Here is a 13,238-nt window from a genome sequence, read left to right on the forward strand (position 1 = left end):
GGCTCCCGCCGCCGGGCACAGCGCGACCCAGACGGCGGACGCCGTGACGAGGGCCGTCAGCAGGCGCGCCGACGGCGTGGCTGGCGGCGTGGCCGACGACGTGGCTGGCTGCGTCACGATCAGGGCAGTGCCGACAGCGGCAGCAGCGCGCCGACGCCACCCGGGGCGGGCGGGACGGCGGGCAGGACCGGCGCGGCGGCGGGCGGGACTGCCGCCGGGGCAGCGCCGACCGGCGCCGGGGAGATGCCCAGGGTGTCCCCGATCTGGATCGGGAAGGGCATCTGCGACGGCCCGAGGTTGGCCAGGCTGGCCGGCACACCGAAGCTGTTCAGCAGCGGGACGAGCGACGAGCCGGGGCCGGGTGCGGCGACCGGCGGCGTGGCGGGCGCGCCCTCGATCGGGGACACCGGCAGGGTCGAGGCGGGTCCGCCGATCAGGGTCGAGGCGCCGTTGAGGGCGGTCGCTGCGGTCTGCAGCACCGCGCCCATGCTGGCGGGGTTGGTGGCGAACTGCTGGATCATGTTCAGCGCCGGCAGCTGGGGCACGACCGGGGCCGGAGCCGGCTCGGCGGCGGCGGATGGGCTCAGTGCGAGTGCGGCCGAGCACAACCCGGCAGCTGCAATCGCGTTGGCGGCGAAGAGCTTTGCGAAACGTGACATGTGAAACCACTCCCTCGATTGCAGGTCCGTTGCCCCGAAGGTAGCCAGTTGCGAAAGTTACTCAAGGGACACGAGTGGCGGTTATCCAACCGTTACGGGAGCGATGGTGCCCGGTGACCAGAGGCCGAAGACGCCGGTGGCGTCGGTACAGTCGCACGGTGCGCACCGCCCCCTCCGCGCGGCTGGCCGCGCTGGCGCCGGCGCTGCTCGTTCTGAGCGCGGCGGTGCGCCTGGCATGGACCTATCTGTCCCCCAACGGGGCGAACTTCGTCGACCTGCACGTCTATCTCGGCGGTGCCGCCGCTCTCGATCAGCCGGGAACGCTCTACTCCTACGTCTACGCCGACCAGACCCCGGACTTCCCGCTGCCCTTCACCTACCCGCCGTTCGCGGCGCTGGTGTTCTACCCGCTGACCCGGTTGCCGTTCGGGCTGGTCGCGTTCTGCTGGCAGGTCGGGACCGTTGCCGCGCTGTACGGCGTGATCCGGCTCAGCCAGCGACTGCTGGGCCATCCCACCGGTGCCGGGCACCGGCAGGCGATGCTGTGGACCGCCGCGGGGATCTGGATCGAGCCGTTGCGCAGCACCTTCGACTACGGGCAGATCAACGTCGTCCTGGTGCTCGCAGCGCTCGGAGCGGCGTGCAGCACCCGATGGTGGGTGTCGGGGCTTCTGGTCGGCGTGGCCGCGGGGGTGAAGCTGACCCCGGCCATCACCGGTCTGTACCTTGCCGGGATACGCCGCTGGGGCGCAGCGGTTTTCGCCGTCGCTGTGTTCGCCGCGACGGTGGCGGTGTCTCTCGCCGTGGTCGGCGAGCAGGCCCGCTACTACTTCACCGACCTGCTCGGCGATGCCGGCCGCGTCGGCCCGATCGGGACGTCGTTCAACCAGTCCTGGCGCGGCGGGCTCTCACGGATCCTCGGTCACGACGCGGGCTTCGGCCCGCTGACGCTGGCCGCCATCGCCGCCACAGCCGTGCTGGCGCTGCTGGCCTGGCGCGCACTCGGCGAGGGGTGGACCGGTCCGGCCGGGCGCGACCTGCTGGGTTCGCTGCTGGTGGTGCAACTGTTCGGCCTGCTGCTCTCGCCGATCTCCTGGACCCACCACTGGGTCTGGGTGGTGCCGCTGATTCTTTGGTTGCTCACCGGGCCGTGGCGCAGTCGTCCCGGCGCGCGTGCGCTGGGCTGGGGCTGGCTGGTGCTGACCGCGATCGGGGTGCCCTGGCTGCTGAGCTTCGCCCAGCCCACGATCTGGCAGATCGGCCGCCCGTGGTATCTGGCGTGGGCAGGCCTGGTGTACATCGTCGCGACGCTGGTGACCCTCGCGTGGATCGCGGCTACCGGCCGGACAGCATCGCGTCGATCTGGGCTGCCAGTTCCACATCCTTGTCGGTGATGCCCCCCTCGGAGTGGGTCACCAGAGCCAAGTGCACGGTGCGCCAACGGATGTCGATGTCGGGGTGGTGATCGGCGCGCTCGGCGAGCTCGGCCACCTGCCGGACGGCCTCGATTCCTTCCAGGAAGGACCCGAAGGTCACCGCGCGCCGCAGCGCGCCGTCGGTCCGCTGCCAACCGTCGAGCTTCGCCGCAGCGGCGTCCACCTGGTCATCGGTCAATACGGGCATGCCCCGACGGTATACCGTCCACGGCATGTCCCTCCAGGTCGTCGTCGCCGGCGCCCTGATCTCGGGTTCGTCGCTGCTGGTGGCGCAACGCCGGCGCCCGCCCGAGCTGGCCGGGCTGTGGGAGCTGCCGGGCGGCAAGGTCGCGCCGGGGGAGAGCGAGGCGCAGGCCCTGGTGCGCGAGCTGCGCGAGGAACTCGGACTGGACGTGGTGGTCGGCGAGCGGATCGGTGAGGACGTGCTGGCCGGGGCGTCGGTGCTGCTGCGGGCCTACCGGGTGACCCGCACCGGCGGGGCGTTGCGCGCCCACGACCACGGCGAACTGCGCTGGGTCGACGTCGTCGACCTCGGTGACCTGCCCTGGGTCCCCGCCGACCGGGCCTGGCTGCCTGCGCTGCGTGCGGTTCTGCAGGGGTGACGCCGACGCGCCACCGACCGCCCTGTCACAATCGGCGCGGTGACCGGCCCCCCGCGCGATTTCCGCAACGTCGCCATCGTCGCCCATGTCGACCACGGCAAGACCACCCTCGTCGACGCGATGCTGCGGCAGTCCGGCGCGCTGCGCGAGCACGGTGACGCCGGTGAACGCATCATGGACTCGGGCGACCTGGAGCGGGAAAAGGGCATCACGATCCTGGCCAAGAACACCGCCGTGCATCGTCACCACGACGGCGACGTCACCGTCATCAACGTCATCGACACCCCCGGTCACGCCGACTTCGGCGGCGAGGTCGAACGCGGGCTGTCCATGGTCGACGGGGTGCTGCTGCTCGTCGACGCCTCGGAGGGTCCGCTGCCGCAGACCCGCTTCGTGCTGCGCAAGGCGCTGTCCGCGCATCTGCCGGTGATCCTGGTGGTCAACAAGACCGACCGGCCCGACGCCCGCATCGACGAGGTCGTCCACGAGAGCCACGACCTGTTGCTCGATGTCGCCTCCGACCTCGACGACGCCGCCCAGCAGGCCGCCGAGCACGCTCTCGGACTGCCGACGCTGTTCGCCTCCGGCCGTGCCGGGGTCGCCAGCACCGTGCAGCCCGACAACGGCGAGTTACCGGCCGGCGACAACCTCGACCCTCTGTTCGACGTTCTGCTCCACCACATTCCGGCACCCACCGGCGATCCGCAAGCGCCGTTGCAGGCGCTGGTGACCAACCTCGATGCCTCGGCGTTCCTGGGTCGGCTGGCACTGGTGCGCATCTACAACGGCCGGTTGCGCAAGGGGCAGCAGGTGGCCTGGATGCGCCAGGTCGACGGCCAGCCCGTGGTGACCAACGCGAAGATCAGCGAGTTGCTGGCCACCGTCGGAGTCGAGCGCAATCCCTGCGAGGAGGCCGTTGCCGGGGACATCGTGGCCGTCGCGGGATTGCCCGACATCATGATCGGCGACACGCTCGCCGATCCCGAGCACGCGCACGCGCTGCCGCGCATCACCGTCGACGAGCCGGCGATCTCGGTGACGATCGGGACCAACACCTCGCCGCTGGCCGGGAAGGTGTCGGGCCACAAGCTGACCGCGCGCATGGTGCGCTCGCGACTGGATTCCGAACTGGTCGGCAACGTCTCGATCAGGGTGCTCGACATCGGCCGGCCGGACGCGTGGGAGGTTCAGGGCCGCGGCGAACTGGCGTTGGCCGTGCTCGTCGAGCAGATGCGCCGGGAGGGGTTCGAGCTGACCGTCGGCAAGCCGCAGGTGGTCACCCGGACCATCGACGGAAAGCTGCACGAACCCTTCGAGGCCCTCACCATCGACGCGCCCGAGGAATTCGTCGGCGCCATCACCCAGCTATTGGCCGCCCGCAAGGGCCGGATGGAGCAGATGACCAACCACGCCGCGGGCTGGGTGCGGATGGACTTCGTGGTGCCCAGCCGCGGACTGATCGGTTTCCGTACCGACTTCCTCACCGAGACCCGCGGCACCGGTATCGCCAACGCGGTCTTCGACGGTTACCGGCCCTGGGCCGGGGAGATCCGCGCCCGCCACTCCGGGTCGCTGGTGAGCGACCGGTCGGGGTCGGTGACCGGTTACGCGTTGATCCAGCTGGCCGACCGGGGCTCCTTCTTCGTCGAGCCGGGGGAGGAGACCTACGAGGGGATGGTCGTCGGGATCAACCCGCGCGCGGAGGACCTCGACGTCAACGTCACCCGGGAGAAGAAACTCACCAACATGCGGTCCTCCACCTCCGACGTGCTGGAGACCCTGGCCCGACCGCTGGAGCTGGACTTGGAGAAGGCGATGGAGTTCTGCGCGCCCGACGAGTGCGTGGAGGTCACCCCGGAGGCGATCCGGGTTCGCAAAGTCGAACTGGACGCCACCGCCCGGGCGCGGGGCCGGGCGCGGGCCAAGACGCAGCAGTCGTAGGTCCGGGTGATGGGACATCCGGTCGATACCCTGAGGGGCGTGCTCACCGGCCCACGCAAGCGACAGCGCGCAGGGGTGCCGTTGGCGGTGCTGATCGTCGCGGCGGTCGGGGCGTGCACGGTGGACCCGCCGCCGGCCCCGCAGAGCACCCGGACCACCCAGGCCGCCGCCCCGCCGACGAGCGCGGGGCAGATCATCATGGCGATCGACTCGATCGGCGCCGGATTCAACCCGCACCTGCTCTCCGACCAGTCACCGGTCAACGCCGCCGTCAGTGCGCTGGTGTTGCCCAGCGCGTTTCGGCCGGTGCCCGATCCGTCCACGCCCACCGGCTCGCGGTGGGAGATGGACCCGACCCTGTTGGTCTCCGCCGAACAGACCGCCGCCGCCCCGTTCACCGTCACCTACACAATCCGGCCGGAGGCCGCCTGGACCGACAATGCGCCCATCGGTGCCGACGACTTCTGGTATTTGTGGCGGCAGATGGTCAGCCAGCCCGGCGTGGTCGACCCGGCGGGCTACGACCTGATCACCGGTGTGGCGTCGGTCGACGGCGGCAAGACGGCGGTGGTGACTTTCGCCCAGCCCTACCCGGCGTGGCGCGAACTGTTCAGCGACCTGCTGCCGGCCCACATCGTCAAGGACGTGCCGGGCGGATTCCCGGCCGGTCTGGCACGGGCTCTGCCGGTGACCGGCGGGCAGTTCCGGGTCGAGACCATCGACCCGCAGCGCGACGAGATCCTGCTCGCCCGCAATGACCGCTACTGGGGTCCGCCGGCCAAGCCGGATCAGATCCTGTTCCGCCGTGCCGGGGCGCCCTCGGCGCTGGCGGACTCGATCCGCAACGGCGACACCCAGATCGCCCAGGTGCACGGCGGACCGACCGCGTTCGCCCAGCTGTCGGCGATCCCCGACGTGCGCACCTCCCGGATGGTCACGTCGCGCACGATGCAGCTGACGTTGCGCGCCCGCGGCAACATGTCGGATCCCGTTGTCCGCAAGGCGATTCTGGGAATCCTCGATGTCGATCTGCTGGCGGCGGTCGGCGCCGGCAGCGACAACTCGGTGACCCCGGATCGGTCGCTGCTGCGGGCTCCGAGTGATCCCGGCTACGAGGCCACCGCGCCACCGCCGCTGGGCACCGACCGCGCGTTGGCGCTGTTGGGGGAGGCGGGATATGAGGTCGAGCGGGGTCCGTTGCCTGCGCCACCGAGGGGGTCCACGGCGACCTCGCAGCGCCCGGCCGAAACCACCCGGGGACGGGTCAGCAAGGACGGCCAGACGCTGACGCTGGTGATCGGCGCCGCCGCCAACGATCCTGCGTCGGTAGCGGTCGCCAACACCGCCGCCGACCAACTGCGCAGCGTCGGTATCGCCGCGTCGGTTCTGGCCCTGGACCCGCCGGTGCTCTACGGCACGGCGTTGGCCGACGACCGGGTCGACGCGATCGTCGGCTGGTATGCGGCCGGCGGTGACCTGGCCACCGTGCTGGCGTCGCGCTACGGCTGCCCGGCGCTGGAGGCCACGCCGGTGTCGACGGTCCCGCCCGCACCCCCCCGGCCCGGAACCCCGCCCGGAACACCGCCCGTGGCTCCCCCCGGGACCCGGAGTCCCGCTCCGGGGCCCGCACCACTGGTGCGCGCGCCGTCGAACCTCAGCGGAATCTGCGACCGCAGCATCGAGTCGACCGTCGCGGCCGCGCTCGACGGATCGCTGCCGATCGACAATGTCATCTCCGCTGTCGAGCCCAGGCTGTGGGCGCTGTCCACGGTGCTGCCGATCCTGCAGGACAGCATGATCGTCGCGGTCGGCCCCAGCGTGGCGAACGTCTCCCTCGGCGGTGCGGTGCCGGTCGGGATCGTCGGCGACGCGGGCCGCTGGGTGAAGGTGACCCGGTGACCGCGCCCGCAGCGCCGGCGCCGCGGCTGCTGTTCGTGCACGCCCACCCCGACGACGAGGCGATCAACAACGGTGCGACGCTCGCGCACTACGCCGCGCGGGGGGCCCAGGTCACCGTCGTCACCTGCACGCTCGGTGAGGAGGGCGAGATCATCGGCGACCAGTGGGCGCTGCTGGCCGCCGACCGGGCCGACCAACTGGGCGGTTACCGGGTGGCCGAACTGACCACGGCGCTGGACCATCTCGGCGTTTCCGGTCCGTGGTTCCTCGGCGGCGCGGGACGCTGGCGGGACTCCGGGATGGCGGGCAGTCCGCCGAGGCGCGGCACGCGGTTCATCGACGCCGACTTCGATGAGGTCGTCGCCGAACTCACGGCCGTGATCACCCGGCTGCGGCCCCATGTCGTGGTCACCTACGACCCCGAGGGCGGTTACGGTCACCCCGACCACATCCGGGCCCACCAGGCGACGACCGCCGCCGTGCAGGCCGCCGCGACGCACTGGCGGGTGCCCAAGTTCTACTGGACCGTGTTGTCCGCCAACGCTTTCAATCGTGCCGTTGAGGCGCTGGGCGCGCAGGACGTCGAGCCGGACTGGATCGTGCCGCCGGAGGTCCCGTTCGGCTACGCCGACGACCGGATCACCGCGGTGATCCACGCCCCCGAGCACCGGGAGGCGAAGGCCTCGGCGATCGCCGCGCACGCCACCCAAGTGACGATCGGCCCGACCCGTCGCGCGTTCGCGCTGTCCAACAACCTGGCGCTGCCGCTGTCGGCCGAGGAGCACTACGTGTTGGTGGCCGGCGAGTCCGGCGACACCGACGACGACACCGGCTGGGAAACCGATCTCCTGGCGGGCATAGACCTCTCGGCGGCCGATGAAGCCGGCCGGTGAGCCGGTCGTCGCCGCCGCGGTGCTGACGGTACTGGCCCTCGACGGAGCGCTGTGCGCGCTGGCGGCGGCGCTGCTGCTGCCGCTCTACCTCGGCGCGGTGCCGCTGCCGCTGAGCGCGCTGGTCGCCGGGGTGGTCAACGCTGCGCTGGTCGGCGCGGCCCGAAGATGGACCGATTCGCGGGGGCTGGCCGCGCTGCCGCTGTGGGCGTGGCTGGCGGTGGTGGCGGCGCTGAGCCTGGGCGGTCCGGGCGGCGACATCGTCTTCGGCGGCTACTGGATCTTCGCGCTGCTGATTCTCGGCGTACTCCCGCCGGTGTGGGTGCTGCGCCGCATGCCGTAGCGGTGCTCAGCCGCGCCGCGCGGCCCGCGCCGCGCCGGCCTTGGCCGGGGCAGCGGTCGCGGCGTCGCCGGCGGTGGGCTGACCTGGCTTGTCGGGGGCCGACGCAGGGGCCGACCGGGAAGCCGAGGCCGTACTCTCCGCGGCCGGGGCGGCCTCGGCGGCGGCCGGCGTGGGGGTCGGCGCGGGGGTCGGCGTGGTCTCGGCGGTGTCGGTGGCGACGGCGCGGGCACCCGCCGCGCGCTGCGCCCGCACCGCGCTTCGGCGCAGATCGCTCCGCGGTGCGGCGTCGCCCGTCGCGGCCTCCACCGGTTCGTCGGTGCGCCCGGCGGTCGGCGCCGTCTCGTCGGCGGCCCCGCCCGCGGCGGGGGCCTGGCTCGCCGCGGGTGCGGCCGCGATGATCGGGAAGACGGGCAGTGACGGCAGCGGCGGCAGCGGCGGGAAGAAGCTCAGTACCCAGGCGATCTCACCCTGGACGAAGTAGGTCACCGCTGCGTTGACCCCGTTGGTCAGCACGGGCACGATCAGGTCGTACTGGCCGTCGAGCAGGAAGGCCGCGGCGTAGACGAGGGCTTGGGCGATCGGCTCGAAGGTGTCGTAGAGGATGTCGATCTGCGCGCCCAGATAACCGATCGGCCAGGGCAGGTAGCTCACCGCCCAGGCCGCCAGTTCGAAGCCCCACTGAACGTAGGGCTGGATCAGGTTGTAGGCGTTGATGAGGAAGTCCCCGGCCCCGCCGCTCTGGGCGGCCTCGACGCCCGCCGCCCCGGTGTCCGGGGCTCCGGTGTTCGACCCCTCGGTCGTGGTCGGCACGCCGGGGTCGGGTTCCAGTGGCAGCGCGGCGGCGGTAAGCGCCACCGAGGCCGCCGAGGCGGACCAAGCTGGCTGCGGGGCCGCGGCGGTAGCCGGGCCACTGCCGGTCACGACCAACGCTGCGGCCAGACCCGCGCTCAGCAGGCAGCGGGCGCACCCGGTCGACGTCAGCGCGGTCATCGGAGGGCTCCTCGGGTTTGCTGCGGTGCGGCTCGCACCCACCTTGTGTTGCTGTCCCTACTGTACGTTTCGGCCCGGCCGGCGTTACACATCGCCGGTGGCGACCGCGGCCGGACACCGGTACTAGTGTTGAAGCCATGTCGATCGCGGGCGTTCCGCTGCCCACGCCGACAGTGCCGCCTCGCGCTGACTGGGGGGCCGACGCCGAACCCGTGACGGCCGCCCTGCGCCGGGCGCTGCGGCGGGCTCGCGACGGGGTGGCCCTCAACCCCGAGGAGGCCGCGGCGGCGATGACCGCCCGGGGTGGAGAGCTGGCCGACCTGTGCGCCAGCGCCGCCCGGGTGCGCGATGCGGGCCTGCAGTCCGCCGGGCGGCGCGGTCCGCAGGGACGGCTCGCGATCACCTACTCGCCGAAGGTGTTCATCCCGCTCACCCACCTGTGCCGGGACAGCTGCCACTACTGCACGTTCGCTGTGGCCCCGGGCCGGTTGCGCGCCGAGGGCCGCGGTGCCTACCTCGAGCCGGATCAGATCATCGAGCTGGCCCGCCGTGGCGCGGCGCTGGGCTGCAAGGAGGCCCTGTTCACCCTCGGTGATCGCCCCGAGGCGCGCTGGCCCGAGGCGAGCCGGTGGCTCGAGGAGCGCGGCTACGACTCGACGCTGAGCTACCTGCGGGCGATGGCGATCCGGGTGCTGGAGGAGACCGGCCTGCTGCCCCACCTCAACCCGGGTGTGATGACCTGGGCTGAGCTGGCGCGGCTCAAGCCGGTGGCACCGTCGATGGGCATGATGCTCGAGACCACCTCGCGGCGGCTGTTCGAGACCCGCGGGCTGGCGCACCACGGCAGCCCGGACAAGGACCCCGCCGTGCGGATGCGCACGCTGACCGATGCGGGACGGCTGGCCATCCCGTTCACCACAGGTCTGCTCGTCGGCATCGGCGAGACGCTCGACGAGCGGGCCGACACCCTGCACGCGATCCGGCGGGTGCACCGGGAATTCGGTCACGTCCAGGAAGTGATCGTGCAGAACTTCCGGGCCAAGGATCGCACCGCGATGGCGGACACCCCCGACGCCGGATTCGAGGACTTCGTGGCGACCGTCGCGGTCGCCCGGCTGGTGCTCGGGCCCGACATGCGGATCCAGGCCCCGCCCAACCTGGTCTCGGCCGACGAGTGCCTCGCGCTGCTGGCCGCCGGCGTTGACGACTGGGGCGGTGTGTCGCCGCTGACACCCGACCACGTCAACCCGGAGCGGCCCTGGCCGGCGCTGGAGGATCTGGCGGCGGTCACCGCCGAGGCCGGATTCGAACTGGTGCAGCGGCTGACCGTGCAACCCGACTACGTGCGCGCCGGCGCGGGATGGATCGACCCCCGGGTGGCCGGGCATGTGGCGGCGCTCGCCGACCCCGCCACCGGGTTGGCGCGAAAGGTGACCCCGGCCGGCATTCCGTGGCAGGAACCCGACGAGGCCGAGTCACGCGGTCGGGCCGATCTGCACACCGCGATCGACACCGAGGGGCGTCGCTCGGAAAGCCGCAGCGACATCGGCAGCGCCTTCGGCGACTGGGACGCGGTCCGCGAGAAGGCCAGCGCGCTGACCGCACGCGCTCCGCAGCGGATCGACGGGGATGTCGCCGCCGCGCTGCGCGCCGCCGAGCGCGACCCGGCCGCCTGTAGCGACGCGCAGTATCTCGCCCTGGCCACCGCGGAGGGTCCGGCGCTGGATGCCGTTGCCGCCCTTGCGGATCGGCTGCGGCAGGACGCGGTCGGCGACGACGTGACCTACGTGGTGAACCGCAACATCAACTTCACCAACATCTGTTACACCGGCTGCCGGTTCTGCGCCTTCGCCCAGCGCAAGGGTGATGCGGACGCGTTCTCGCTGTCCGCCCGAGAGGTCGCCGAGCGGGCCTGGGAGGCCCACGCGGCCGGCGCGACCGAGGTCTGCATGCAGGGCGGCATCGATCCGGAGCTGCCGGTGACCGGGTACGCCGACCTGATCCGCGCCGTCAAGGCGAGGGTGCCCACGATGCACGTGCACGCCTTCTCGCCGATGGAGATCGCCAACGGCGCCTCCCGCAGCGGGCAGGGCATCCGGGACTGGCTGCTCGGGCTGCGCGAGGCCGGACTGGACACCATCCCCGGGACCGCAGCCGAGATCCTCGACGACGAGGTGCGCTGGGTGCTGACCAAGGGCAAACTGCCGACCGCGCTGTGGGTGCAGATCGTCACCACCGCCCACGAGGTGGGTCTGCGGTCGAGCTCGACGATGATGTACGGCCACGTCGACTCCCCGGCGCACTGGGTGGCCCACATCAACGTGCTGCGCGGCGTCCAGGACCGCACCGGCGGATTCACTGAGTTCGTGCCGCTGCCGTTCGTGCACCACTCCTCGCCGCTCTATCTGGCCGGTGCGGCCCGGCCGGGACCGAGCCACCGCGACAACCGGGCGGTGCACGCGCTGGGGCGGATCATGCTGCACGGGCGCATTCCGCACATCCAGACCAGCTGGGTCAAGCTCGGCGCGCAGGGCAGCCAGGTGATGCTGGCCGGCGGCGCCAACGATCTGGGCGGCACCCTGATGGAGGAGACCATCTCCCGGATGGCCGGTTCGCGGCACGGCTCGGCGAAAAGCGCGGCCGAACTGGTCGCCATCGCCGAGGGCATCGGCCGGCCCGCCCGCCAGCGCACCACCACCTACGCCAGCCCCGCCGCCCATGCGACCCCGGCAGCGGGCGGTTGTCGCAACGCCTAGTATCTGCAACGAGAACGCGCCGACCAACGAGGAGATCCTTCGTGACGTACGTGATTGTCGAAGCCTGCGTCGACATCAAAGACAAGGCATGCATCGAGGAATGCCCCGTCGACTGCATCTACGAGGGCGCGCGCATGCTGTTCATCCACCCCGACGAATGCGTGGACTGCGGCGCGTGCGAACCGGTCTGCCCGGTCGAGGCGATCTACTACGAGGACGACGTTCCCGATCAGTGGGCCCAGTACACCCAGATCAACGCCGATTTCTTCGAGGAACTGGGCTCGCCGGGCGGCGCGTCCAAGGTGGGGATGACGGAGAACGATCCGCAGGTGGTCAAGGACCTCCCGCCCAAGGCCGGGGACGACTGACGGCGCGCAGCCCGCTGCGGGTGCAGCGCACGCCGGTGTCGGCGTCGCTGCCGGTCTTCCCATGGGACACCCTGGCCGATGCCGCGGCCACCGCGCGCGCCCACCCGGACGGCGTCGTGGACCTGTCGGTGGGCACCCCGGTGGACCCCGTCGCCCCGGTCATCCAGCAGGCGCTGGCGCAGGCCGCGGCCGCCCCCGGGTACCCGTTGACCGCGGGCACCCCGCGGCTGCGGGCGGCCGCAGCCGCCGCGCTGGGCCGCCGCCACGGCGTGACGGGCCTGGCCGAGGAGGCGGTGCTGCCGGTGATCGGCAGCAAGGAACTGATCGCCTGGCTTCCCACCCTGCTGGGGCTGGGCGCCGAGGACCTGGTGGTGATTCCCGAGCTCGCCTACCCGACCTACGGGGTAGGCGCGCGGTTGGCCGGCTGCCAGATCGCGGCGGCCGACGCCCTGATCGGCCTGGGCCCGCGGTCGCCGGCCCTGATCTACCTGAACTCGCCGGCCAACCCGAGCGGGCGGGTGCTCGGGGTCGAGCACCTGCGCAAGGTGGTCGACTGGGCGCGCGAGCGCGGCGCGCTGGTCGTGTCCGACGAGTGCTACCTGGGCCTGGGCTGGGACGAGGAGCCGGTGTCGGTGCTGGACCCGGCGGTCTGCGGGGGCGAGCATTCCGGTCTGCTGGCGGTGCACTCGCTGTCGAAGACCTCGTCGCTGGCGGGCTACCGGGCGGCTTTCGTCGCCGGAGACCCCGGTCTGGTGGGTGAGCTGCTGGCGGTGCGCAAGCACGCCGGGATGATGGTGCCGGGTCCGGTTCAGGCGGCGATGGTGGCCGCGCTGGAGGACGACGAGCACCGGGCCGCGCAGCGGGCGCGCTATGCGCGACGCCGCGAGACGCTGCTGGCGGCGGTGCGGTCGGCCGGCTTCAGCGTGCACGACTCGGCGGCCGGGCTGTACCTGTGGGTGACGCGGGACGAGCCGTGCCGGGACACCGTGGCGTGGCTGGCCGAGCGGGGGATCCTGGTGGCGCCGGGCGACTTCTACGGCACCGCCGGGGCGCGGCACGTCCGGGTGGCCCTCACCGCAACCGACGAGCGGGTCGCCGCGGCGGCCGCCCGCCTGACGGGATAGCTCAGGCGCGCTCCCGCTACTGCATGTTCCAGGGTGCGCCGTAGGTGGTGACGCTGTCGCCGGCTTTGGAGATCAGCCGGGCGAAGGGCCGCAGCAGCACCCCGCCGGCCGCGCCGGTGACGGTGCCGTGGGCGTTGGCCACCGCGACCGAGCCGCTGGGGCCCTCGACGTCCACCGAGAAGGTGGCCACCTCCTGGATGCCCGGCCCGTTGCCCAGATCCGAGCTGATC

13 protein-coding genes are annotated in these 13,238 nt (G+C 72.3%); 9 read left to right on the forward strand and 4 right to left on the reverse strand.

What is annotated here, in order from left to right; translation table 11 throughout:
• Nucleotides 1-119 precede the first annotated feature (119 nt).
• Nucleotides 120-659 carry a hypothetical protein gene (locus ACKOB8_RS10685; protein WP_526377191.1) on the reverse strand — a complete coding sequence of 180 codons (540 nt, stop codon included), beginning with the start codon at nucleotides 657-659 and terminating at the stop codon, nucleotides 120-122.
• A 158-nt stretch (nucleotides 660-817) separates the two neighbouring features.
• On the opposite strand from ACKOB8_RS10685, the gene ACKOB8_RS10690 reads away from it, so the two are divergent.
• Nucleotides 818-2,053, forward strand: a complete 1,236-nt coding sequence (locus ACKOB8_RS10690; protein ID WP_526377192.1) for a mannosyltransferase — start codon at nucleotides 818-820, stop codon at nucleotides 2,051-2,053.
• Here the strand turns inward: ACKOB8_RS10690 and ACKOB8_RS10695 are convergent.
• Nucleotides 1,995-2,282 (reverse strand): 4a-hydroxytetrahydrobiopterin dehydratase, encoded by a 288-nt coding sequence (locus ACKOB8_RS10695; protein ID WP_526377193.1) that lies wholly within the window; start codon nucleotides 2,280-2,282, stop codon nucleotides 1,995-1,997. The genes ACKOB8_RS10690 and ACKOB8_RS10695 overlap by 59 nt on opposite strands.
• Nucleotides 2,283-2,307: 25 nt before the next feature.
• Here ACKOB8_RS10695 and ACKOB8_RS10700 point away from each other — a divergent pair, with 25 nt between their 5' ends.
• Genes ACKOB8_RS10700 through ACKOB8_RS10720 form a run of 5 tightly spaced genes read left to right on the forward strand, consistent with a single transcriptional unit; the run spans nucleotide 2,308 to nucleotide 7,770 of the window.
• Nucleotides 2,308-2,697 carry a (deoxy)nucleoside triphosphate pyrophosphohydrolase gene (locus ACKOB8_RS10700; protein WP_526377194.1) on the forward strand — a complete coding sequence of 130 codons (390 nt, stop codon included), beginning with the start codon at nucleotides 2,308-2,310 and terminating at the stop codon, nucleotides 2,695-2,697.
• Between the two features lie 39 nt (nucleotides 2,698-2,736).
• Nucleotides 2,737-4,638 carry a translational GTPase TypA gene (typA, locus tag ACKOB8_RS10705; RefSeq protein WP_526377195.1) on the forward strand — a complete coding sequence of 634 codons (1,902 nt, stop codon included), beginning with the start codon at nucleotides 2,737-2,739 and terminating at the stop codon, nucleotides 4,636-4,638.
• A gap of 9 nt (nucleotides 4,639-4,647) precedes the next feature.
• Nucleotides 4,648-6,537 (forward strand): ABC transporter family substrate-binding protein, encoded by a 1,890-nt coding sequence (locus ACKOB8_RS10710; protein ID WP_526377196.1) that lies wholly within the window; start codon nucleotides 4,648-4,650, stop codon nucleotides 6,535-6,537.
• Complete coding sequence (gene mshB, locus ACKOB8_RS10715) at nucleotides 6,534-7,430, forward strand: N-acetyl-1-D-myo-inositol-2-amino-2-deoxy-alpha-D-glucopyranoside deacetylase (RefSeq protein ID WP_526377197.1); 897 nt, start codon at nucleotides 6,534-6,536, stop codon at nucleotides 7,428-7,430. The genes ACKOB8_RS10710 and mshB overlap by 4 nt, the downstream gene beginning before the upstream one ends.
• Nucleotides 7,414-7,770, forward strand: coding sequence for a hypothetical protein (locus ACKOB8_RS10720; protein WP_526377198.1), 357 nt, complete (start codon nucleotides 7,414-7,416; stop codon nucleotides 7,768-7,770). Before mshB ends, ACKOB8_RS10720 begins: the two co-directional genes overlap by 17 nt.
• Before the next feature lie 6 nt (nucleotides 7,771-7,776).
• Here the strand turns inward: ACKOB8_RS10720 and ACKOB8_RS10725 are convergent, their stop codons facing one another.
• The gene (locus ACKOB8_RS10725; protein ID WP_526377199.1) at nucleotides 7,777-8,760 is read right to left on the reverse strand and encodes a hypothetical protein; all 984 of its coding nucleotides are present in this window, start codon (nucleotides 8,758-8,760) and stop codon (nucleotides 7,777-7,779) included.
• A gap of 137 nt (nucleotides 8,761-8,897) precedes the next feature.
• Here ACKOB8_RS10725 and ACKOB8_RS10730 point away from each other — a divergent pair, with 137 nt between their 5' ends.
• The 3 genes from ACKOB8_RS10730 to dapC are packed head-to-tail and all read left to right on the forward strand — an operon-like array spanning nucleotide 8,898 to nucleotide 13,008.
• On the forward strand, nucleotides 8,898-11,516 hold the full coding sequence (locus ACKOB8_RS10730) for a bifunctional FO biosynthesis protein CofGH (protein ID WP_526377200.1): 2,619 nt from the start codon (nucleotides 8,898-8,900) through the stop codon (nucleotides 11,514-11,516).
• A gap of 41 nt (nucleotides 11,517-11,557) precedes the next feature.
• Complete coding sequence (gene fdxA / locus ACKOB8_RS10735) at nucleotides 11,558-11,884, forward strand: ferredoxin (RefSeq protein ID WP_526377201.1); 327 nt, start codon at nucleotides 11,558-11,560, stop codon at nucleotides 11,882-11,884.
• Between the two features lie 35 nt (nucleotides 11,885-11,919).
• On the forward strand, nucleotides 11,920-13,008 hold the full coding sequence (gene dapC / locus ACKOB8_RS10740; RefSeq protein WP_526377205.1) for a succinyldiaminopimelate transaminase: 1,089 nt from the start codon (nucleotides 11,920-11,922) through the stop codon (nucleotides 13,006-13,008).
• Between the two features lie 16 nt (nucleotides 13,009-13,024).
• Here dapC and ACKOB8_RS10745 read toward each other — a convergent pair.
• A partial coding sequence (locus ACKOB8_RS10745) for an MspA family porin (protein WP_526377202.1) occupies nucleotides 13,025-13,238 on the reverse strand: 214 nt, incomplete at its 5' end.

Origin of the sequence: Mycobacterium sp. (assembly GCF_046091765.1) — a bacterium.
In the GTDB taxonomy this organism is placed as follows: Bacteria; Actinomycetota; Actinomycetes; order Mycobacteriales; family Mycobacteriaceae; genus Mycobacterium.